Consider the following 22720-nt stretch of genomic DNA (forward strand, 5'->3'; position numbering starts at 1 on the left):
ATGCCGCCTTTCAAGCAATAAAAATACGAGCAGAAAAAAAGCCGGAGGCGGTATTTCGCCTCCGGCCGCACATAACGGTTCCTATGTTAATAATTATTCTACAACACCCATTGGCCACACGGTTTTACCGTAGACTTCGTTAAGGACTTGAGCAAGAGCCGCGTAGATCGCGGATAGACCGCAGATGACTCCTTCGATTCCTGTAATCAAAGCCCACGCGCCTGTAAGCCCGAACCATTCTTTGATAGCGAGCATCCAGAAGAGAATAGTCAGGGTTAGAAATACAACCTGAAGGGCTTTGTTTATCTTTAAAGTCCCTATCCACATTACACCGGTAAACAATCCCCAGAAGAACAAGTACCATCCAAATGCCGCCGGACTCCAGGGACCGACACCGAATCTTCCTTTAAAGTAGACTATAAAGACAAGGGTAAGCCAGAAAAAACCGTAAGATGAAAAGGCCGTTACACCGAAAGTATTTCCCTTCTTGAATTCCATGATTCCGGCAATTATCTGCGCGCAGCCGCCGTAAAAGATTCCCATGGCAAGTATTACCGCGCTCATCTCAATCCATCCTGCATTGTGGATGTTGAGCAGAACTGTGGTCATTCCGAATGCCATAAGACCGAGGGGAGCCGGATTTGCCAGTTTGTTCTCCATAATGCGCTCCTTGAAAAAGAAAAAGTTAAACTTTGAAGCAGCAGGATATTAAATATTCTGAATAGTTGCAAGGATTTTCTGACATTTCATACATTTTTTTTTAAAGGCAGCTTGATATTTTAATTTTCCTGTACAATACTTGGGAAAACTGCCGCATGATAGGTGCCGTAGATGCTCCAGCTGCCGGCCTTAGGAACATGGAGGATTATAATGGAAAAGAATATCCGGGAAATATTAAAAAAGATCGGTGAAAATCCTAACAGAGAAGGATTAATAAGAACGCCAGAGCGCGTGGCAGAATCACTGAACTTTTTAACCAGCGGTTACAGGGTTAATATCGATGAAGTGATGTCAAATTTTATTCTTGAGGAAGAATATGATGAGATGATAGTCGCGAGAGATATAAGCTTATATAGTTTATGTGAACATCATCTGCTTCCCTTCTTCGGAAAGTGCCATGTCGCCTACATTCCGGACGGAAAGATTATCGGGCTTTCAAAAATACCCAGAGTTGTTGAGTTCTTTTCCCGAAGACTTCAGATTCAGGAGAGACTTACAAACAGAATAGCAGAGACGCTGATGCATTATCTCAGTCCGCAGGGAGTCGCGGTGATTATTGAAGCTGTGCACTTATGTATGGCAATGCGCGGTGTTCAGGAGCGTGATACAGTTATTACTACAAGTTCGATGCTCGGAGCTTTCAGGGATGACAGTAAAACAAGGATGGAATTTCTTGAGCTGATTGGCCGCAGAGGCAATCATAAATGGTAAGCCGCGCGTTTCTGATACAGCATATAACCTTAAACTAAGGAAAAAAAATGAACAGAATCTTAAAGAGATATTTTATCGCGATAATGGCTGTTATTTTTACTCCGGTCTTTATCCATGCCGCCGATCACGCCGTTATTCTTCAATACCATAATTTTGGAAGCGGGCTCGCGCCTGAGACGAGCGTTACTCTCGAACGGTTCAAAGCTCAGCTGGAAGAACTTAAGAAGAATGATTCCGCCGTATGGCCACTCTCAAAGATTATCTCTAATCTCAGGGAAGGGAAAAGTCTTCCGGATATGTGTGTTGCCATAACGATTGACGACGCTTACAGATCGGTTTATGAAAAGGCCTATCCTCTTCTGCTGGAATACCAATTTCCGGCAACGGTTTTTGTAGCTACTGAAGGTGTGGATATGAATCTGGAGACCTATTTGAGCTGGGATCAGATGCGTGAAATGAGTGGATCAGGAATAACCTTTGCCAGCCACAGCAGCAGCCACGCGTATTTGATACGAAGGAAAAAAGATGAATCACCGGCAGATTGGGAAAGAAGGGTCAGAGAAGATATAACTTCTTCGATTGAAAGATTAGAGTCGATGCTGGAAGAAGAGGTTGATTTTTTCGCGTATCCGTACGGCGAATATAATCTGCGTCTTAAGAAGATTATAACCGAGCTTGATCTCGTAGCTTTCGGGCAGCATTCAGGGGCTGTATGGAGGGGGAGTGATTTTGCCGCTCTGCCTAGATTCCCCGTTTCCGGAAAGTATTCTGAAATTAAATCATTTAGAGTCAAGATCCGCAGTTTCCCGCTGCCGGTGATATCGGAACAGCCCGAGAGCCCCATTATTAAGTCAGGCAGCAAGCCGCCCGCGCTGAGACTGAAGCTAAAGCCGGGGGATTATATTTCCAGCTCTATCGCGTGTTACGTCAGCGGACAGGGGAAAGCGGATATTAACTGGATCGACAGGGAGAATAATATTATTGAAGTTTCGGCAAAAGATTATCTTCCGAAAGGCAGAAGCCGCTATAATATCACAGCTATTGACAAGGATGGAAGCCGTTATTACTGGTACAGTCATCTCTGGATAACGATCCCTTCAGAAAAAAGCTCAGAGAAGGAGTAGCTTCTGAAGTCCCTTAGCGGTAAAGAGTACTCTCAGCAAAAATCTTAGAAATCAGTCCGGAAGGGGATAGGAAGAGGTTTTACTTGCGTTTTCTCTTTGTCAGCAGGATAACAGAACGAAGTTCTTTTTCGTTCTTCGCGTTTGACCATTCTTCGTAAAAATCGGGGTCCTGAAGGATCTGAGCTATGAACATCAGAGCCCGAAGGTGGAAGTTTCTTTCATCCTTGGATCCTACCAGAGCGAAAACGGTTTTAACTATGTCATCTTTATCGTTCCACTTGATCCCCGCGCTGTTCCTTACAAGCACAATATCAAAACGTTTTTCCCCCTCAACTATTACATGGGGTATTGCGTGCGGGACTGCTACGCCCGGATAAACGAGAGTCGATGCCTCTTCTTCACGGATCTGGAATTTCTTCTCAACTTCTTCCCGGCTAAGGCCCCAGCGCTGAGCTACAACCTCTGATATTTTTCTGAATACTTCCTCTCTGGTCATAGGTTCCTTAAGGTCTAATATTTCCGCGCTCTGAATAATCTTATCGAAACGGTCCAGGACGATTTCGTTTCTTTCTATTAGAATGTCGAGAAGTTCAGTTTCCAGTTCCTTAACATCATCTATAAGTTCCGGGGCGGTGAGGTTTTCGACCATGGAAATAAACGCTGACTTGCGTTTTACTCTTCCTCGAGCGTATAGAAAATACCACATGAGAGCTAAAATAATAAAGACCGCTGCTGCTGATATAGTAAAGGCGCCCATGCTGAAAATCAGCACAAGGTAGCAGATAATTCCGAATATCTGAATAAACGGAAAGAGAGGGGATTTAAAAGTTGGTTTATAATTGGATATTTTCGAATACCTTACGACTATTAAAGAGGTGTTGAGCATCACAAATAGCATCAACATGAAAAGAGAGGCAACTTTCGCGAGTTTATCGAGGTTGAAAACAAATATGGCGGTCACCATGAAGGCAGAGGTCAGAAGAATTGAGATTACCGGAGTTTTTCTCTTTGTGCTGAGTCTGGCCATAAAAGATGGTAAAAGATTATCCCGCGCCATTGAAAGCGGTATCCTGGAGGCAGACATAATACCCGCGTTAGCCGTTGTTACAAAAGCCAGTACAGCGGCTATAGCTGTAACGATTACGAAAATGCTGGCCGCGAGGGGGTTGGCCGAAAAGTGGAAAGCGGAATCTGTCAGCGGCATACGGGAATCTAACAGTTCGCTATGGGGCAGCACCCCGACCACAACAAAAATAGCCAGAAGGTATAGCGTTTGAACAGTAATGAACGCTAAAAAGGCGCTTTTGGGTAGAATTTTGTGAGGGTTTTTTACCTCTTCGGCCATATTGGCAATTTTTGTCAGCCCTCCGTATGAAATAAATACCATCCCGGCCGCAAGAAGTATCTTGTCCCACTTTATAGGTGTGATCCGCCGGTAGGAATTAAAATCCAGAGCCCTATACCCTACCAGAACAAACCCGGTCAATATGATAAGCAGAAATAATACCATTACAACTTGTGTTTTGCTGGAGGATTTAAGACTGAGGGAATTAAGCACGGTGAATATAACGCAGGCGGAAGCGGCGAAAAGCTTTATCTGAATATCGGTAATATCGGGCAAAAGAAGAGAAGCAAATACCCCTACTCCAATTAGAGCAAAAGCGCTTTTAAGGGTGATGGAAAACCAGTTGGCAATTCCGTCTATCACGCCGGCTGGAGTGCCGAGGATTCTTTCGGAAAAGAAGTATGTGCCGCCGGCCTTGGGCATAGCAGTGGCGAGCTCCATTTTAGAGAACAGGGCCGGCAGTACGAGAAAACCCGCTATAAAATATGAAATAATAACGCCGGGTCCGGCGACAGCGTATGCTACAGCCGGAAGTACGAACAGCCCGGAACTGATCATCGACCCGGACGCTATAGCGAAAACTTCAATGGAGTTGAGCTTCTTTTTCATTCTCATATAATGCAGTATATATAAAAACATAAGTTGAGGAAACAATTTCTTGCTTCGGCTGTTCCGGCCAGCCTGCGTCCCAAAGATGTTAATTGACTAAGCTGAGCAAGTCTGACTGCAAATGTATCTTCGGCCCCATAAAGTGGAGAATCTAGTTTTTCTCCGGGCCATGATGGAGAATGCGCGCAGGGAGCCAATCGCTATGCACGATCTGCAGGTGCCGGGACAGTTATCGGCTTGCCCATGCGCCGGAGAAGGAGGGCAACATCGGAGAGAAGTATATGATCGTTTCCGAGAATATGACCTTCGGCGATATCAACAGAACGCTTTCAGATATCTCCGGTGTAAAATTGCCGAAACTCGCGCTGCCGGATTTCCTCACCGGGGAAATCGACCACGATTTTGAAAATATCAATCAGCCGCATACTGTTACAAATCATCGACTACCTTATAGGTTATAAAAATTGGGGAAACTCCACTTTCTTCAGGTCATTGAAAGTAGAATCTCAATAATATAGATTCAGACCCGCGGAAAAGAAATTACCCGAAAATTTATACTGTGCTGACTCACTGTAGTAGTAATAGGAAAAATTAACATACACAGGCTCAACTGGAATAAACTGCACCATTGCTCCAACCGAGTAGGCAGTAACCTCCTGTGAATTCCTGTAGAACTCGAGAGTCGGGCCCAGCGACAGTCCATCCAGCAAAGAATACCTGAACCCTCCCTTTACCGAATACACATCTATCTTCCCGGACCCTTCTTCCGGATACCAGAGAACCAGATCCTCATTGAGATAATATATTCCGGCAGTTATTGCCAGACGGTCAGCCGGGTGCAGCTCAGTTCCGAGATCCAGCGAAAACGCGGAATAGTCATCGGTTCCACTGAAGATGGAAGCGGCGGCATAAAAATCGTGCCCCCAGTTTCTTGTGTAAAGAGCCGTGGTAAAGTTATTCAATTCAGCTTTTCTCAGATAACTTTCCCCCATCTTATTTGTGTAATCAAACTGAAGGCTGTAAAAACGGTAATTCAACAGGAGAGAGGAATTACTGGTTACATTAACCCTTATCCCGCCCCATGGATTCACTGAAAAGTAATTATTGGCTCCAAAATAACTGGCAATCCCTCCCTGGGGCCGCAACTCAGCTTCCGCGGAGTTTATAAAGACAGAAATAAATATTAAAGCCAGTAAGTATTTTCCTGTTTTCATGTTATCTCTTTTCATCCTTTCTTTCGCTGGAAGATGCAAATCTGGGAGTCTTTTCCCATATTACATTCCCGCCCATGACTATTTCCTGATAAGCGGCTCTGAATATGAGTATTATCCATCCCTGACAGTAGGTGAAATACATCAGGGCTACCACTGCCAGGTTTTCAGCGGATGCCTCCTTCTCCAGGGCTGCGGTTACCATAATTTCCACAGTAAAAAGCAGAAACGCGCAGACCCATACAATAAAGTAAGGTCCTGGTGAATGCACTGCAATGAGTCCCAGGCCGGAGGTTATAAAGAAAAAGTGGGATAGCAGTATTGCGCCGATAAAAGAGTAGTAAAGCAGAAAGATGTATCCCAGTTCGGCTATCACTCTCAAATTTCTCCGGCGCAAAGACGGTATCAGAAACTTCTTTAATATATAAAAGTTACCTCTTACCCACCTTGTCCGCTGCCGGACCCAAACCCGCCACTGTTCGGGCTCTTCTTCCCAGGTGACCGCATACGGCACGAATTTAATCCTGTGGCCGCTTCTGAACAGCCTTATGCTCAGCTCTGTGTCCTCCGTGAGGGCGTTCTCATCCCAACCGCCGTACTTCTCAATTATGCTCTTCTTAATCACTAAATTGGTGCCCGGAAGGATTGATATCCCCAGGGCCTGGGATCGTCCCGCCTGGATGATAAGCTGGAAGGAGAGGGTTTCCATATTTATGAAACGGGTCAGCAGATTTCTGCGGCGGTTCCTGGTCCGGAATTTTCCGAATGCCGCTGCCATTTCCGGATATTTAATTAAATTTGTAATAAGATAACGGAGCGAGGAAGCCTCAGGAGTATTGTCAGCATCGTATATGGCCACGTATTCATGCCTGGCTTCCCTGAAACCTAGATTCAGGGCATGAGGCTTGCCCCTGGCGGATTCATCACTGGGTACATTGAAAAGCCTTACCCGAGGTTCCCCTCTGGAAACCTCCTCAACCAGCTCAGCGGTGCCGTCTGTGGAGCCGTCGTTTATTACTATTATCTCCATACTGCCGGCGGGATAATCAAGGGAAAGGAGCGAGTCAAGGGTTTCCCGGATGACAAGCTCCTCATTATGGGCGGGGATGAGAATTGAGACCGGAGGCAGGTCATCAATGTTATCAATGTCCAGTTTCTCCTTTTCCTTCAGAGATTTCCTGTAAAAAATCAGGCCCATGAACATGAAAAAGAGCTGGTAAAAAATCATAGCCCATATGATGAGGACCGCAGCCAGGAACAGAACTTCCAGATACCCGCTTGTAAATGCCATTATCCTTTATGCCTCCCTATCAGCCTCCTGAATTGAACAGAGAGTAAGATAATGACAAGGATCAATATTGCCGCAGCACTGATAATAACAATCAGGTTCGACAGCCCCATGCTCATCGAGTCGATAAGGAATTCCGAATATCCACGGGTGATAATCGACACTTCTGACCTGCCGGGGGGGAGATAGATTTCCCAGCCGCGTTGTGCCTCAGCCAGTTTGAACTCATACTCCTCTCCATCCAGAGATACTTCCAGCGGCTTTTCAGACAATACCATGTACACGCCCCGGCCGGCTTCGTAATCAGCGGAAATTCCTCTCCATCCCACATTCACATCTACCAGCTTTCCTGAAAAATCAACAACCCTTGCTTTCGACCGGAGTGGAGCCAGCAGTCCTTCTCGGCCGGGTTCAATATCAAGGATATGTTTCCGGCAGGGCATGAGCAGGCGATTCCTGTAGAAGGACCCCGGGATCTTACCATCTATTCTCAACCCTTTAATTTGATCCCCGGCGAAAAGTATCTCCCCGCCATTATCGGATTCGAAATAAAGGCTTCTATTTTTCCATATCTGTACCCCCTCCGAACCCAGGACAAAAGGCAGGATCTGGGTGTCCACTTCATAAAGGGAATTCTCGGAGAAAATGGTACAGCGGTGTTTGTTATCCGCCAGTTTTTCTATTACCTGATACAGGGCTGATCCTGTAGGGTATGCGGTGGGAGCATCCGGTAGAAATCCACCGCCACCATCAGAACCAGTTATTTCCAGCTGGATGATATCAAATGGGGAGGGAGAGTCTGTCCACCTTTCCGGGGATTCCGGAATATATTGCCACAGAATGTCATGTTTCTTTTGTATTTCCCTGACGGTACTGAGGGAAACCCCCGGCTCTGTCCGGGTGGCATCATATGTAAGAATAATCTCAAAGAATCTTTCTCTTCTCCTTCGAAGATCTTCCAGCATCTGCAGAAGATCCTCCAGGTACTCCTCCGACAGGTTGCGGCGGAATTCAAGATACAGGTTATAGGCGTGTTTGTTACTCTTCCAGTAGTACCGGGAGGTTCTGTTAAAAAGCTCAATGGGATCGAACCCCTCTATTTCCTCGAATCGGCTTCTTACTGCTGAATTGAATGGAGTTATAGTGTGGGGTTCGGGAGGGAAGGTTCCCTCAAACCCCAGCCTGTTTACGGTTACACCATCCCAGGAGTAGGAATCCAGCATATCTCTCCACTCTGCCAGGGCAGCTTCTCTGGTTTCCGGGGCCGAAAGAGCTACAGGGTGCCGCCAGTTATTAACGGCATCATTCCCCGCGGCGTCTATTTCATGGTATTCGGGATGATCCTGCCAGAATTTCTCGTTTACCATGGGAGGTTCCAGCCAGGCGTTAACCAGCATGGAATTCTGGTGGGCAAGTTCTATCAGCCGGGTGTAATCATATGTCCATTCAGAAAAGACCTGCCAAGCCGCTGCATGAATGACTTTCACCCCGCTCCGTTTCCAGAATTTTACCAGCTCTTCCACTGATATTTCCTCGCGTTCGAAAGGATTGAAGTACATTTCCAGCCCCCTTCCGCGGAGCAAAGGCAATTTATCCAGGGTTCTGAAAAGATGCTTCAGGAAATGAGGATACCTTGATACCCCCCCTTTGTTTTCCGTATTGAACAGAGGGCCTGAGAATATGTATTTTCCTTTGCCTCTGGAAGCTGAAACAACGAGGGGCATTCCGCTTTCCTCTTCCCTGTATATGAACTCCGCGTTTACGGGAGCCTCGAACATATTAATGCTGACCGGCTCAGGCCATACTATTTCAACACCCGGATAAACCGGGTCCTCGATCTTCTTCACCTGGATTTCCCGCTGGAGTTTTTCAATTCCCAGAAAATCTGATAGAGGGCTGAATCCACTGGTGATAAGGGATATTCTTCCTTCTTCCAGTAATTCTATTACATGTCTCATCCCGTTATAGGTTAGCCGCTGAGCGGAAGCATGTGGTATTATAAGAAGATCGTATTCCTCCGGTACTTCCTCGAATTCTTCCACACCCAGACGTTCAACAGATATCCCTGCCATCTTAAAAACCGCCTCGTAGCTGAGTTTTTCGTTCTTCTGCTCCTGATCCGCCGTTGCGGCAGTAAGCAGCAGCACTTCGGGTACCACTGACTCCTCTCCCTGAAAATTCACAACTCTGCGCAGAGTACTGAGAGTGCTATCTTCACTGTGATCCGATTCCGCGGCATCAGACCTCACCTTTACTTCAACAGGATCAAAGAAATATAGAGCGTACATTTCTTCAGGGGTCAGAGAAATCTCTTTCAGTATCTTTTCTCCGGGCACTGCATTGATCTCCCTCCGGGATTTCAGAATACCGGGGAAATACAGTGAGGTTTCCCTTCCCAGGGCATATTCCGGCCTTAAGACGACTGAATCACCTTTGCTTACAAGCACTCCGGAAGATGTTCTTACTGAGATGGGCAGAGATGAAATCCCGGCAAAAACCGAACCTCTCTTCTGTAACTCTTTTACTATTTTTTTCAGAACATCCGGTTCCACAAAGGAATGGAAAAAGAAGGATGCCACGCCGTCACGGACCACTTCCATCTTGCCGGCTCTTTCAAGTATCTGGGCCGCGTCCTGTTTTTCCAGGGGAACATAACCGAGGTTTTCAGGGATCAGAATCTGACCGTACCTGTCCGGCATAATTGCGTATGGCAGGTATTGGTCTGTACCACTTTTATCGATGGCCTGCCTTCTTTCCATCGCGAGGGAAAAAACTTCACTGACAACTGAGTAAAATTTCTGTGAAGCCGCGTAATGGGGAGTCTCCCAGGCAAGTGGATACAGGTCATTGAGCCAGCATTCCTTCAGGCCTTTCTCAAGACGGTTGTACATTATACCGGATGTCTGTCCCTGCACCGGGGAATCATTAACCGGATCCCAGAATTCGTAGTCAGTAGTGGTTTCACGGAACCTCTGATGGGTTACTCCGTGCATTATCAGCGCTCCTCCCCTGCGGACCATATATTTGAGAGCGGAGACAAATTCCGGCCTCTCGCTGAGTGATACATGGAGATTTTCATCAGGATTTATATAATAGGGGGTAAAAGCGACCTGGAAGGGGACTCCCCTCCCGTGGAGAAAATCAGCAATTTCCTTAAGCCGGCCGGGGTCTGACAGGGGGTGAGTATCTTCGATTCTGACCATGGCCAGGCTTGACGGCTGATGGTCCTCATTGAGAATATCGTGGAGGAGGTCAGCGAAAACCAGGAATCTTCCTCCTTCCACCGCATACGCGGAGGGCACATCCGCGAAGAACCAGAACCGCCGACCGCTGCGCACCGCGTAGGGGACCCGGCGGCTTTGGTCTCTGTTGACTGCCGTTGCCAGAACCATGCATTTCAGGGAGTCGGTGATTTCAATAACATTGGTCCAGGGGTCCTTCTTTTCCAGAGACAGTCCTTTATAATCAACACTTACAAAACTGTCCTGTACTGATTCGATAAATTCAAACCCGGTCCTTTCCGAAATACCCGGTTCGGAAAATATTTGATCCGTATTGAATCCCAGCCAGCAGAAGGTGGACTGGCGGTTCATAATATCCCTGATCAGTGAATGCGGAATGACGGAGCTGCCATCGGTGCCTGTATAAAATACATTATCATAATTTTCCGCCATACCCTTCCGGTAGCTGTCCAGGGGCTTCAACTCCACCCGTGTTTTAAAATGACGCAGAAGTTCTCCTGTCTGTATTGCATCGTTCATATTTGAACCGGGATCGTAAAGTACCAGGCACGACCTGGTTCTGAACCAGCTGCTGACCCTGTTCAGAACATCCCATCCATTTTTTCTGTCCAGCAGGCTGGAGCTGTAAATATCAAAGCCGGGAGCGCCTGCAAGAAGGAGCTCCCTGAGCGAAGCTGAAAGCTGAGCCGGGCTCACTGAAACCTCCGGGAAATCAGTAGTTTCAATATGAGGTATCACCTTCACCGGAGAACTGAGCTTTTCCGTAAACTCGAGGTAGGAGGCCGCAGACCATTCCGGAGTGAAAATAGATTCCCCAGTCTTGTAACGGCTCTGCCACTCCTGCCAGATAAACTCCGGACAGATAAAATCCGGCCGGCTGGACACGGGAACCTCCAGTATGGATTGCAGGTCCAGGCCGGTCTGACGCCTTATCTCAGTCAGAGATAATAGGCCGCCGTTGCGAGAAGCAGTAGCGACAAATGTCAGGGAAACATCCCTTTCCAGCGAGTGTACTTCTTCAATGCTCTGACTGATCAGTTCCGTCAATGGTTCGGATCTCAGGACAGCAGGGTCTTTATCAGTTTCGGCGGCAGCTTCAAGGCAGAATCGGCAATAACAGGCATCTCCCTTTTTCCAGCTGACCACCGGCTCAGAAAGATCCACCCCGGAGAGCCCGGGATAATTCTCCAGCAGGTCCCTGATGAAACCCCGCCACCACTTTTGCGCTTCCTCATTACGGGCGCAGAGTGGATACTCCAGTCCTGTGGCCGAAAAGAACTCACCCTGTGAGTTTATCTCTCTCCATTCCGGATTGGCCTTCCAGGCCCCTCCGTGGTTCATTACCGGAAGCCAGGCAAAAACCTGTATGCCTTTTTCGCCACATTTTTCGAGTATGTGCTTCAGCAGGTCATACCGGCCGTATTCGCCCTCTTTGTTGAACATGTAATCGGTCTGGTAGAAAGCTCCATAGGCCGGATCATAGGCCCGGAAGAATACCAGATTGATTCCCGCTCCGTGCCACCGCTCGGCCAGATCCCGAGCTAAGTCCGAAGGCCTTCTGCCGGTGTAATAGAAAGATGGATCGAATCTGACTGCCATGGTCCTGCGCAGCTTCGGTTCGATAGACGGAGACTCCACGTAGCTCCTGACATCCCTGCTCAGTTTCCAGTCTTCGAAGGATGTAAAAGCGATAATCACTCCGGATACGGCTATAATAACAAAAAGTGCAATAAATATTCTTCTTCTGATCCTCATTTTTACAGTTTCTTTTCCAGGATTTTTACAATCTTCTGAGATGCCTTTCCGTCTCCATAAGGGTTAATCCGGCGGGCCATCTCGAGATAAGCTGACTCATTCTGAAGAAGCAAAAGAGCGTCTTTTACTATTTTATCCTTATTTACTCCTGTCAGGCGGGCTGTTCCAATTTCTATTCCCTCCGGCCTTTCCGTCTTTTCCCGCAACACCATTACCGGCTTACCTATGGAAGGAGCTTCTTCCTGTATTCCTCCGGAATCGGTCATGATAAGATAGGATCGTTTCATCAGCCACACGAAAGAGGAGTAATCAAGCGGCGGGATCAGGTGCACATTCGGCACAGAGCCCAGCCGGGATTGGACCGGCTTGTTTACCCTGGGGTTGGGATGAAGCGGCCAGATAAATCTCGTATGCGGGGTAATCCCTGCCAATTCCTCAATCCCTTCACAGATGCCGATTAAGTCTCTTCCGAAACTTTCTCTCCGGTGAATGGTAACCAGAACAGTTCGGTCTCCATTCCAGTCAAGCCCAAATTCTCCGGCGAATTTCTCCTCCAGCTTCCGGTCCATCGAATCCGATTCAATCTTTGCTACCGTCATCAGGAGGGCGTCAATGCCGGTATTTCCGGTGATAAAGATATTTTCTTCAGCTATATTTTCTTTCCTCAGGTTTTCAGCAGCTGATTCGGTAGGAGCAAAACACCAGTCTGCCATGGTATCTGCCATTCTTCGGAATTGTTCCTCCGGAAATGGATTGTATTTATCTCCAGACCTGAGACCAGCCTCGACATGCACCACCCTGGTCTTCTTGTAATAGGCGGCCAGTGAACCCACAAAGGTGGATGTGGTGTCTCCCTGGACTATTACAGCATCCGGCTTCTCCTGGTCTAAAACAGGCTCCAGGCCTTTCAGTGCCAGGAAGGTGACTTCAAAGAGGCTCTGGCCTCCTTTCATGATATTAAGGTCATAATCTGGAACAATGTCAAAGAAACCAAGTGCCTGGTCCAGCATCTCTCTATGTTGAGAAGTGACACAGACCCGAGCATGAAACTTATTCTTCTTTTTCATCTCTATTATCAAGGGTGCAAGCTTGATAGCTTCAGGCCTGGTCCCGAAAATAAAAATAAATTTCTTCATACCGTATCCTTCTGAATCGAATAATTAACCCGAATAATTCATAAACCTTCTTTTTTCAGCTGGGATTGTACGATGCCGGAATGTAATCTGTCCATATAAAACTGGTTGAGCCCTTAAAGCAAAATTGGTTTAAGATGCCCTGGAACAGATAAATTATCTGTTCAGGAAGCGTACATATTCAGCAGCTGCCGACAGGAGCGCCGCACCCAAGTGCCCACAATATAATAATACATTACATTACCCGTCAAACTCACTGTGCATGAGCACACCTGTCTGAACAGGCCGGTCCGGGTCCGGCGGCTAAAACGCGGAGACCGCACCCAGTACTACCCGGTTCTCTTCTTCCTCCACAAATCTGGTGTACTCACAGAGAAGACGGAGGTTTCTCGCCAGCAGGTAAGTACCGCTCAGGGTGACCGATTCGTAATCGACCGATTCGTAATCGTATGTATTCAGGTCGCTGTTGACCAGATTGTAGAGAACGGTTAAGTAAGTCCTGGACCGATCGTAATAGGGGGCGAATATCAGCTCTGCGATTACACCTTCGGTGGTGATCCTATCTCCAGCAATTTCGAGAAAACCCGGATTGGTGTCTTCGCGGATGAGGTACTGGCCGGTCAGGGAAAACCTGTCGACCGTAACACCTATATCAGGCCCATAATATGTAATTTCATTCGTAACGGGAGATTCGTTCTTTTCGCTGCCCAGATAATAGAATCCTCCCAAGCTAAGATAATCTCCGATACTCTGGGTAAGACGGAATCCGGCATTCTTGAACCTGTCCCGGTCGAAGGACCTGTTTTCACCCGCCTCCGGTATACCGTTACCGTTAACCAGCATAGCCACCAGGTTGGTACCGGTTTTCTCGATACTGTAGGTCATCATCAATCCCCGGTCATAGGTAAGGTTGGTATTCGAATCCCCTATTCTTTTCCCGTATATCTGGTAATCTTCAAATGTAAGTCTCAGCTCGCGCTTCATCAGCGGATCCGATGTCTGAAACTGCCCGGCCAGAATATCCACGCCGCTTCCCAGTATGTTATCGAAGTGCAGAAAAGCGTCCTCCACACCCGCAACCTCTCCTCTTTCCGACAGATACATATATATATAGTAACTGACATTTTTAAACAGAGGACCTCCGGAAAGCAACTTTACACCCCAGGGGGTCTGTAGGTCATTGGTTATATCCTTGTCCGGGGTTATCAGTGAAAACACTTCGAATCTCATCGCCAGGGGGAAATCCCGATTCAGCCACAGGTGTTCGTCTCCGGCCGATACGTAATCCCTGGCTTTCTCCTGCTCGGGGATCATAAAACCGTTACCCGCGAATTCATCTCCATATTCCTTCAGACGCGGGAAGGGGTTATGACAGGTATTACAGGATATCTTGTATCTTCTGGCGAAGGCAGGTATCGGAGCAGCTTTCTCGGTCCAGACCATACTGATAATAACCGCGCAAATAATTAGGTAAAACAGCATCTGTTTCTTCATGACCGGCCCTCCTCTTTCAGTTCTCACTGGTAAACAACAATTTCTGTGCTTGTCTGATTGATCATATCTATCTCACTCTCTTCGGCCGGAACGTGCAGGTACTCGGCAACCGGCTTGACCAGTTTCCGGTAATTCAGAGTGGCGGTTAACTTCACCTTCCCGAACGCTATATCATCTGGCATAGGCCAGGAGTACGTTTCTATCTTTGTCTCCCGCGGGCCGATCCGGTAGTCCACTCCCAGCTTCCTGGTATTCCACTGCATAATGGTCATCACCCCGTTCTCATCCAGGTAGGGCATCCGGAATATACGCGCCCCTGCAGGAACCTCCTCGCGGGGAACTCCCTTGAAGCCCGGCTTGTTCAGTGGTATACCCAAGTCTTTATAAGCCAGCTCATCAGTAGCGACCGTAAAATTTTCCCCTTCGAATCCTTTCAAATCCACCGGCAGACTGTATTTTTTTCCGTCCTCGTCCACGGCGGTCAGCTCCAGCCAGAGTATGCGGTCTTCCACCGAGCCGGTAGGTATCTTGTGACCCGCCTTGGCATTGAAGAGTTCCACTTTTATTTCCGCGATGCCGTCATATGGAATCTCCGTCTCGAGCGCGTGCATCGATATTTCGATCGCGCCCCTCAATTTGGCCGGTTTGTGTGCCCCGAGGAATACATGCTGAGCAATCATACCCTGTTCAGCCATCTTGGCGCTTCTTCCCTTGGCTTTTGGCATATGGCAATCGAAACACTTTACCCCTTCATCTGAATAGGGGCCCTCTTTCCACTCAATCTGAGTGGACTTGACCCAGATTCCGAATGGGTTCTTTTCATTATGGCAGCTTCCGCAAACCTCGGTCGTTGTAAACAGTTCGTTGTATTCTGTGGTATGGTGAGGTGATTTCAGACCCGGTTTGCTTCCGTATTTGATCCTTCCGGGCTCGGATACCCAGCTGAAATTAAACGGGGGATCTTTCTCCACCGAGGTTATGGTATGGCAAAGATCACAGCTTACTCCCTCGTTCGCCCTTGAGCCCTTGGACGGCCTGGGAGGGGGGATATCACCGGCGAGGTAAGAAATCGGGGTGTGACAGCCGTTACAACCGTCCACCGCGTCCTTTATCGAAGGATCCACCTTTGCGTGCTCCACCGCCAGATCGAAATATTCGATTTCATCCCAGTGATGAGTAAATGACTGCGACATCATGGCATTGCGCCACTGCCGGTAAATACTGGTATGGCAGCTCGCGCAGGTTTTCGGCTTTTCGTAATCATCGTAACTGCGGCTGCCCTTTGCTTCTTCCCCTCCCATAAGCTGACAGTAGACCAATACCGCACAGAGCAGAATTGACGGGAAAATTATCTTTTTCATTAATGACCCCCTAGTAAAGCCAGTGACTGTATTTTCCTTTTAGCATAAAAGCAACCTAAATACAAACAAATATTCTAGGATCATCGCTGACATCCACCACTTCGGAAATCAAAAGATGCTCTGTTAATTAATATCCGTTCCGTCCCTTTTCCTCTTGGTAGGCAGAATGACCGAGCGGAGCTCCTTCTCATCCCGAGCGTTACTCCACTCTCTGCGGAAACCCAATTGTAAGAAATTCGATATTTTCTGTCAACAAGGAAAGTGCGTGGAGTTTCCCCAATTTTTATAACCTATAAGGCAGTCGATGATTTGTAACAGTATGCGGCTGATTGATATTTTCAAAATCGTGGTCAATTCCCCCGGCGAGGGAATTGTACGCTCTGCGCCTCGGGCTCGCTCTTTCTGCCCCTTCGGGCCAGAAATCCTTGCCCGCTCGCCCTCCGGAGGGTTTTGAAAATATCATTCAGCCGCACTCATCAGCAATGAAAGCCCTATTCCACTTACCAATCCTGATAACTGATTGTATCTCGCAATGTTATTACAATACTTGCCGGATTTTCGGGGAAACTCCTGGGAAAGTGCGGGTGGAGTGAGGTCAAATCAGAGTATACCTCGCCTACCTTCTCTCAAGAGGCGACACAATTTACATTGAATCCGCCCCGCTTCAGATAAGCGGAGAGGTGCAGAGAGCCGGGGAGGAGGGTGATAGCGGGGAGGAGGTGGATCGCAGTAATTCCATAGAATCGGGGATCTGCACTGACAGCCTGGTTATAAACTTAAGCACATCCAGGACGATCTCATCACCGCCGGCGGTATTATCCAACCCTGACCTTTAGCAGCGTTGAATATCCTGATTGGAGCCGATCAATTTTACGGCATCTAAAACAGTATGATATTTATTGTCTTTATTCCTCTCCCCGTACTGTCAGGACGGGGTTTTTGGAATGTTTGATTACCTTCTCGGCGGTGGAACCGAACAGCAGTTCCCTGACCATGGAATGCCCCTTGGCCGCAATGACGGTAAGATCGGCTTCCTCCTCGCCGGCAATCTTTAGTATCTCATCCGCGGGGTCTCCCCTTACCACCATGGGTTTAACATTGATGTCGTCGGGAGTCCTCTCATCCACCACCTTCTTGATATGTTCCTCGTTAATCTCCATGAGATGTTTTTCATAGGAGCTTATATCGAACGCCATGGCCGGTTCCGGCCCTCCGGCTACTGCGGCAGGGATGGGTTCGACCACGTGCGCCAGAATCAGATCAGCGCCAAAATGATCGGCATAGCTGCAGGCTAGCTCCAGCGCCTTGTAGGAAGCCTCGCTGAAATCGGTGGGACACAGTATCTTGTTGACTTTTATCATATCACCTCTCCTTTCCTTAATCTATTCTATTACTTATCCGGGGCAACAAATTTTTCTTTCTGATCTACTCTTCGAGTTCTTTAAATTCGCCCAGTATTTTCGTAAAGAGATGGATAGCGAGCAGTCCCAGAATCATGTGTACCGCAAGAGAGTACCAGACGAAATCAGGGTGGCCGATTGAGTAAAAGTAACCGTAGAGCGATGTATATGTAATTCCGCTTAAAGCTCCTCCCAGTCCGGTGGATAGGAAATTAGTTCCCATATAGAGTCCGGCTTTCTCCTTTGGCGCTATCCACGTGATATATTCCTGAATTCTCGGGCTGGAGAGCATTTCGCCGAGGGCGAAGAGAGCGATTCCGAGAAACACAATTGCAGGAGCAGAAATATTGGCAAACCCGATAACGCAGAATCCCGCGAACATTACAACAAGACCGAAAAGGAATGTGGGGATGGCTCTGAATTTTTCAGCGATACGGGAGACGAAGATCTGCAGTATCATAATTATATAACCTGTGTGGGCTATTGTCTCTCCCAGGAGCCTCCATGAGCCGTCTTCTGATTTGTGGGAGAGAAAATTAGCGAATGAGGTGCCGAACAACGATTTTATGCTCATATATAACTGGGCGGTGTCTAGGCTTTTGTCGATATATATTGCTGTCAGGTTAAAAAAGGCCCAGAAGGGAAGCCAGAAGAAAACTCCAAGAAGTATCAGGAAGAGGAGATATTTACCGTCTGAAAGGGCGGTCCATATATCGACGAATTTTCCCTTCAGTGATGCGCCTTCTATTTCCCTCTCCGGTTCCTTGTAAAAGAATATTGTAATAAGGAGCATAAAACCTATTGATACGGCCGCGGCGATAAAGGCGTGATTCCATGATATCGCGCGCAGTTTGCCGGCGATAAGCGGGCCGAAAGAAGCGCCGATGTTAACCATCGCGTAAAATATTCCGAATCCCACTGTTTTATTTGATCTGTCTGTGACCGCCCGGACAGTGCCAGAGACGAGAGGTTTGAATATTCCCGCTGCCAGAGCGATACTCAGCATCGTGAGGGCGATTCCGGAGAATGATTCCGTGAGTATCAGGAGAAGGATTGAAGGGAGGTATGCGAGATAGGATATGATAAGTACTTTTTTGAACCCGAATCTGTCGGCGAAGGTTCCGGAGATAACGGGAATAGTGTAGGATATAAGAAGAAAGAGGCTCTGAATTATGCCGAGCTGAGCTTTTGAATAGCCGAGGTACTCCATATAAATACCGAACCCCATGTATATTCCGTAATAGGAGAATCTCTCGAGAACCTCGACTAGATTTGCGACCCAGAATACCGGTGGAAAAGCTGTCCGTTTCATCTCTCCTCCCTGATCTATAGAATAAATAAGCTTAATTAAACTGACATTATTATAATACGTTTGCCCCGGAAGGTCACATAATTTTACCCTTTAAGAGAATTTAGATATATATCTCAGCTAAATGTAATTTTGGAGTTCCCCCGAAAATTCGGCAAGTATTGGAATAACATTGCGAGATACAATCAGTTATCAGGATTGGTAAGTGGAATAGGGCTTTCATTGCTGATGAGTGCGGCTGATTGATATTTTCAAAACCCTCGCCGAGTGGCGAGCGGGCAAGGATTTCTGGCCCGAAGGGGCAGAAAGAGCGAGCCCGAGGCGGGAGTGGCGATTACCTCGCTGGGGAAATCGACCACGATTTTGAAAATATCAATCAGCCGCATACTGTTACAAATCATCGACTACCTTATAGGTTATAAAAATTGGGGGAACTGCACAATGTAATTTATTTGACTCGGATTGGGGAGTACTTTATACTCCTTTCCGGTTAGCAGAACCTGCTGAATAAACTTTGTTTCAAAGTATAATAAAAAAGGAGGGTTGAAAGAATGTTAAGCGAAAAAATGCGCGAAGCTCTGAGCGAACAGATAAATAAAGAGATGTATTCGGCTTATCTTTATCTTTCCATGTCATCCTATTTGGATTCAGAAGGATTGAAAGGGTTTTCCAACTGGTATTTTATACAGTATCGAGAAGAGACAGATCACGCGATGCGAATCTACGATTATATTCAGGAGCAGGGGCTTAGAGTAAAGCTCAAGGCTATAGAAGAGCCGCCTTCAGACTTCGGAACACCTCTTGAGGTAGTTGAAAAGACTCTCGAGCATGAGAAGTTTGTAACCGGTCTTATAAATAACCTGATGGATCTGGCAATACAGGAGAAGGATCACGCTACAAGGATCTTTCTGCAGTGGTTTGTTTCAGAACAGATCGAGGAAGAGTCAAGCGTCAGTGATATTCTTGACAAACTTAAACTTGCCGGAGAAAAAGGCAATGGGCTCTTTATGATTGACAAGGAACTGATGGCGAGGGTTTATATCGCTCCTCAGCGGGAAGAATAGAAGGGCATACACTTTTAAAATAATGGGCCGGTTTCCCTGTAATTCGCGAAGGGGTTTCTCTGTAATTAATGCGGAATATAGAATTAAAAAAGAAACTCGAGCAGATCTATTACAGGTATAACAGACCTGAATATGTAGATCCCGATCCCCTTATTTTTCTGTACGACTACGATGATATAGCTGACCGTGAATTGACCGGGCTTATTGCCTCTTCGCTCGCTTTCGGCCAGGTAGGGCAGATCTTAAAGAGTGTACGAAGTGTGCTTTCTGTTATGGAAGGTTCTCCTCGGCTCTTTCTTAAGAGATCGACTTCACTTAGTATCATGAATTCATTCAGCGGGTTTAAGCACAGGTGGATTAAAGGGGCGGATCTCTCTTCGATGCTTATAGGGATGAAAGAAGTGATAAACAAATACGGGTCGCTTGAAAATGCTTTTGCCTCGGGGTACGATAAATCAGATAAAAATATCTTAACCGCCGCTGAGCACTTTGTTGATGAAATCACAGGAGCAGTCGATTCTGCCTGTAACCGCCTTCTTCCGTCTCCCCGAAAAAAGAGCGCTTGCAAACGCCTTAATTTATTTCTAAGATGGATGATCCGCCGTGACAGAGTAGACCCGGGGGGATGGGACCGGGTTCCCGCCTCAAAATTACTCGTCCCCCTCGATGTACATATGTACCGTATTGCCGTAGCCCTGGGATTGACAGAGCGGAAGCAGAAGGGGCTGAAGACCGTTCTTGAAGTAACAGGGAAATTCAGAGAAATATCTCCGGAAGATCCCGTAAAGTATGATTTTGCTCTGACCCGGCCGGGGATAAAGTGGGGCCGGAAAGGGCTGGAAGATAGTGGAGGGATTTCAGGCTCGGCTTGAATATCAGACCCGGCCCGATAACGACAAAGTTTCAGACGCGCTATTTACTCTTCTCCACGTCTTTCTTTATCCTCTGTATATGACCGCGGCCCAAGGCCTTAACTTCGCATCCGAGCTCAAAGTATCTGCGTATTTTCTCATCTGTAAGAATCCCGAAACAGTCAATTACAGCTAGACTGCCTCCCGCTTTTTTTACGACCCAGTCGGGGTCAAGGTCCAGATAAGGTTTGTGAGGCACGGCAAAAATAACAGCTTCACTTCCTTCTAGATTTTTACCGAGATTTTTCCCTACTCTGGTTTTCTTGAGTCCTTCTTGATTGCGGAAGAAACGTTTCCATGATTGTCCCGGAGCCGGGTAGGTATCCTGTTTTTCGAGTTCATACCAGTGTTTTACGTATGGATCGTGAGCACGCACTTCAGCGCCCATCTGGGCAAGCTTGCGAACGACCATTTCGCTGCCGCTGTACCTGGTATCCCCGACATCCTTTCTATAGCTGACTCCGCAGATAAGGACATCGGCGCTTGCGATATAGCGTCCCATATTCCGCAGGGCGTCCCGTACGAGTTCGGCAACATGGAGTCCCCTCGTGTCGTTTATGTTTATAGCGGTCGGGGTTATTTTGAATATTCTGTCTCCATCTTCGAAACCCAGTATGTTCTGGTAAGCCCAGTAGCCGAGCCCTCCATCCTTAGGCAGACAGTAGCCACCTATCCCGGGACCCGGAAAGATAATATTACTGTGTGTAGGGCGTGTTTTGATCGCGTTTACTACCTTTATTAGATCGACTCCGTTTTTTTCGGCGAAGAGGCTCCATTCGTTGAGAAAAGCGAGAATAGTAGCTCTATAAGAATTCTCTACAATCTTGGTGGTTTCCGATTCTATAGGTCTGTCCATGACTGTAAGAGGATAATCGTCGGTGTTTAGAACCTGAGTGAGGAATTTTTTCACGCGGCTGCGGGCGGTGGCGGTGCATCCTGAACACACACGCCAGAAATCACGGATGCTGGCCACATAATCCTTGCCCGGCATTACCCGTTCGAAGCTGTGCGCGAGAAGCGGCGTTTTCTTTATCTTTCTGGCGGCGAAGGTCTTCTTTAGAATAGGCCAGGCTACGAATTCTGTTGTGCCCGGAGCAACTGTAGTTTCGATAAGGACCAGGCACTCAGGCGGAATTTTTTCGCCGATTGTGCGTATCGTTGCTTCAAGGGCCGCCATATCGGTTTCGCCCGTACTCATATCCCCGAGGTCGTTTTTCTTGTAATCGCACTGCACATCCACTACTACGCAATCGGCAAGTTTCAGTACATCTTTGTTATATGTCGCGGTCAGAGTTTTTTCCTCAAGGACGCAGCGCTTGATAATTATATCTACTTCCGGATCTTCCGCTTCCACCGGAGCCCGTCCCTGATTGAGAAGGGGTATCTTCCAGTAACTTCTTGTACTTGGGCGCTGACAACCTATTACAAATTTTCTTCTGCGCCCCTTTCTGTCTGTTGAATCCGCTATTATACCGGCCATAACGGAACCGACGAATCCTACACCCATTACTACGACTATTTCCATGCCGTTTTCGCGGGCCTTCTTTACGCGCTTTTTCACACGCCTGTATTCGGCGGAGTATTCTTTCTTGCCAGGAATGGGAAACTTTTCGCCCAGAGGACTGATTGAATATTCGGTTTTATTTTTAGTCCCTTTCGATTTTGTTTTATTTTTAGCCATTTATGCTCCCTTTCGTTTTTATATATGGCTGGGAAAAATCTGTCATTTTCCATTCAGCTTAAACTAATTATCATGCGATAATCGTAAATATATATATACCGGTCAACAGGCAATTATCATACCTGCTAATTGCAGCAATTTCAAAGGGAAAAATGATATTCTCAAAAATTATCGAAAACAGGTTTTTCTTAAAGAACCGTGGGCTAAAAGATTTGAATATCTTCTTGCCGTTAATAAGTTCTTTTGTTTGACAAATTATTATGAAAATTATAGTTTATGGTTGATATCTTAATATAAATTGGAGTATATGATACTGATAAATCTTACAGTTGTTTCAACCGGGGTGGTTTAGAGTCAGATCA

General features: G+C 47.1%; 16 protein-coding genes. 5 read left to right on the forward strand and 11 right to left on the reverse strand.

Going from position 1 to position 22720, the window contains the following annotated elements:
* Positions 1-93: 93 nt before the first annotated feature.
* Positions 94-660 (reverse strand): acetate uptake transporter, encoded by a 567-nt coding sequence (locus tag U5O15_01625; GenBank protein MDZ7859365.1) that lies wholly within the window; start codon positions 658-660, stop codon positions 94-96.
* 210 nt (positions 661-870) lie between these two features.
* Here U5O15_01625 and folE point away from each other — a divergent pair, with 210 nt between their 5' ends.
* Together folE and U5O15_01635 are read left to right on the forward strand one after the other, a co-directional pair.
* Positions 871-1431 (forward strand): GTP cyclohydrolase I FolE, encoded by a 561-nt coding sequence (gene folE / locus U5O15_01630; protein MDZ7859366.1) that lies wholly within the window; start codon positions 871-873, stop codon positions 1429-1431.
* A 47-nt stretch (positions 1432-1478) separates the two neighbouring features.
* Positions 1479-2555, forward strand: a complete 1077-nt coding sequence (locus tag U5O15_01635) for a polysaccharide deacetylase family protein (protein MDZ7859367.1) — start codon at positions 1479-1481, stop codon at positions 2553-2555.
* Between the two features lie 79 nt (positions 2556-2634).
* On the opposite strand, the gene U5O15_01640 is transcribed toward U5O15_01635, so the two are convergent.
* Positions 2635-4539 (reverse strand): amino acid permease, encoded by a 1905-nt coding sequence (locus U5O15_01640; GenBank protein ID MDZ7859368.1) that lies wholly within the window; start codon positions 4537-4539, stop codon positions 2635-2637.
* A gap of 149 nt (positions 4540-4688) precedes the next feature.
* On the opposite strand from U5O15_01640, the gene U5O15_01645 reads away from it, so the two are divergent.
* Positions 4689-4970, forward strand: coding sequence for a hypothetical protein (locus tag U5O15_01645; GenBank protein ID MDZ7859369.1), 282 nt, complete (start codon positions 4689-4691; stop codon positions 4968-4970).
* A 45-nt stretch (positions 4971-5015) separates the two neighbouring features.
* Here the strand turns inward: U5O15_01645 and U5O15_01650 are convergent, their stop codons facing one another.
* From U5O15_01650 to U5O15_01685, 8 genes are all read right to left on the reverse strand, one after another.
* A complete protein-coding gene (locus U5O15_01650) occupies positions 5016-5723 on the reverse strand; it encodes a hypothetical protein (protein ID MDZ7859370.1) in 708 nt (235 codons plus the stop codon).
* Between the two features lies 1 nt (position 5724).
* The gene (locus U5O15_01655) at positions 5725-7011 is read right to left on the reverse strand and encodes a glycosyltransferase family 2 protein (GenBank protein MDZ7859371.1); all 1287 of its coding nucleotides are present in this window, start codon (positions 7009-7011) and stop codon (positions 5725-5727) included.
* Positions 7011-12005, reverse strand: coding sequence for a DUF2334 domain-containing protein (locus U5O15_01660; protein MDZ7859372.1), 4995 nt, complete (start codon positions 12003-12005; stop codon positions 7011-7013). The genes U5O15_01655 and U5O15_01660 overlap by 1 nt, the downstream gene beginning before the upstream one ends.
* Positions 12006-12007: 2 nt before the next feature.
* Positions 12008-13141 (reverse strand): UDP-N-acetylglucosamine 2-epimerase (non-hydrolyzing), encoded by a 1134-nt coding sequence (gene wecB / locus U5O15_01665; GenBank protein ID MDZ7859373.1) that lies wholly within the window; start codon positions 13139-13141, stop codon positions 12008-12010.
* A 300-nt stretch (positions 13142-13441) separates the two neighbouring features.
* Positions 13442-14632 (reverse strand): hypothetical protein, encoded by a 1191-nt coding sequence (locus tag U5O15_01670; GenBank protein ID MDZ7859374.1) that lies wholly within the window; start codon positions 14630-14632, stop codon positions 13442-13444.
* Between the two features lie 23 nt (positions 14633-14655).
* Positions 14656-15993, reverse strand: a complete 1338-nt coding sequence (locus U5O15_01675) for a multiheme c-type cytochrome (GenBank protein ID MDZ7859375.1) — start codon at positions 15991-15993, stop codon at positions 14656-14658.
* 905 nt (positions 15994-16898) lie between these two features.
* Complete coding sequence (locus U5O15_01680) at positions 16899-17354, reverse strand: universal stress protein (GenBank protein MDZ7859376.1); 456 nt, start codon at positions 17352-17354, stop codon at positions 16899-16901.
* Between the two features lie 64 nt (positions 17355-17418).
* Positions 17419-18705: an MFS transporter gene (locus U5O15_01685; protein MDZ7859377.1), complete on the reverse strand. Its 1287-nt coding sequence runs from the start codon at positions 18703-18705 to the stop codon at positions 17419-17421.
* A gap of 548 nt (positions 18706-19253) precedes the next feature.
* Between U5O15_01685 and U5O15_01690 the strand changes: the two genes are divergently transcribed.
* On the forward strand, positions 19254-19766 hold the full coding sequence (locus U5O15_01690) for a ferritin (GenBank protein ID MDZ7859378.1): 513 nt from the start codon (positions 19254-19256) through the stop codon (positions 19764-19766).
* Positions 19767-19834: 68 nt separating this feature from the next.
* A complete protein-coding gene (locus U5O15_01695; protein MDZ7859379.1) occupies positions 19835-20638 on the forward strand; it encodes a TIGR02757 family protein in 804 nt (267 codons plus the stop codon).
* 40 nt (positions 20639-20678) lie between these two features.
* Here U5O15_01695 and U5O15_01700 read toward each other — a convergent pair whose 3' ends face one another.
* Positions 20679-22358 carry a UDP binding domain-containing protein gene (locus tag U5O15_01700; GenBank protein MDZ7859380.1) on the reverse strand — a complete coding sequence of 560 codons (1680 nt, stop codon included), beginning with the start codon at positions 22356-22358 and terminating at the stop codon, positions 20679-20681.
* Positions 22359-22720 lie beyond the last annotated feature (362 nt).

It is taken from the genome of Candidatus Krumholzibacteriota bacterium, assembly GCA_034520215.1.
In the GTDB taxonomy this organism is placed as follows: Bacteria; Krumholzibacteriota; Krumholzibacteriia; order Krumholzibacteriales; family WJIX01; genus JAGHBT01.

Bases quoted from the DNA above. Each gene is read 5' to 3' on its own strand.
- folE (MDZ7859366.1), top strand. From the start codon at position 871: ATGGAAAAGAATATCCGGGAAATATTAAAAAAGATCGGTGAAAATCCT.
- U5O15_01680 (MDZ7859376.1), bottom strand. From the start codon at position 17,354: ATGATAAAAGTCAACAAGATACTGTGTCCCACCGATTTCAGCGAGGCT.
- U5O15_01655 (MDZ7859371.1), bottom strand. From the start codon at position 7,011: ATGGCATTTACAAGCGGGTATCTGGAAGTTCTGTTCCTGGCTGCGGTC.
- U5O15_01660 (MDZ7859372.1), bottom strand. From the start codon at position 12,005: ATGAGGATCAGAAGAAGAATATTTATTGCACTTTTTGTTATTATAGCC.
- U5O15_01645 (MDZ7859369.1), top strand. From the start codon at position 4,689: ATGCGCGCAGGGAGCCAATCGCTATGCACGATCTGCAGGTGCCGGGAC.
- U5O15_01650 (MDZ7859370.1), bottom strand. From the start codon at position 5,723: ATGAAAACAGGAAAATACTTACTGGCTTTAATATTTATTTCTGTCTTT.
- U5O15_01695 (MDZ7859379.1), top strand. From the start codon at position 19,835: ATGCGGAATATAGAATTAAAAAAGAAACTCGAGCAGATCTATTACAGG.
- U5O15_01625 (MDZ7859365.1), bottom strand. From the start codon at position 660: ATGGAGAACAAACTGGCAAATCCGGCTCCCCTCGGTCTTATGGCATTC.
- U5O15_01670 (MDZ7859374.1), bottom strand. From the start codon at position 14,632: ATGAAGAAACAGATGCTGTTTTACCTAATTATTTGCGCGGTTATTATC.
- U5O15_01690 (MDZ7859378.1), top strand. From the start codon at position 19,254: ATGTTAAGCGAAAAAATGCGCGAAGCTCTGAGCGAACAGATAAATAAA.
- U5O15_01635 (MDZ7859367.1), top strand. From the start codon at position 1,479: ATGAACAGAATCTTAAAGAGATATTTTATCGCGATAATGGCTGTTATT.
- U5O15_01640 (MDZ7859368.1), bottom strand. From the start codon at position 4,539: ATGTTTTTATATATACTGCATTATATGAGAATGAAAAAGAAGCTCAAC.
- U5O15_01685 (MDZ7859377.1), bottom strand. From the start codon at position 18,705: ATGAAACGGACAGCTTTTCCACCGGTATTCTGGGTCGCAAATCTAGTC.
- wecB (MDZ7859373.1), bottom strand. From the start codon at position 13,141: ATGAAGAAATTTATTTTTATTTTCGGGACCAGGCCTGAAGCTATCAAG.
- U5O15_01700 (MDZ7859380.1), bottom strand. From the start codon at position 22,358: ATGGCTAAAAATAAAACAAAATCGAAAGGGACTAAAAATAAAACCGAA.
- U5O15_01675 (MDZ7859375.1), bottom strand. From the start codon at position 15,993: ATGAAAAAGATAATTTTCCCGTCAATTCTGCTCTGTGCGGTATTGGTC.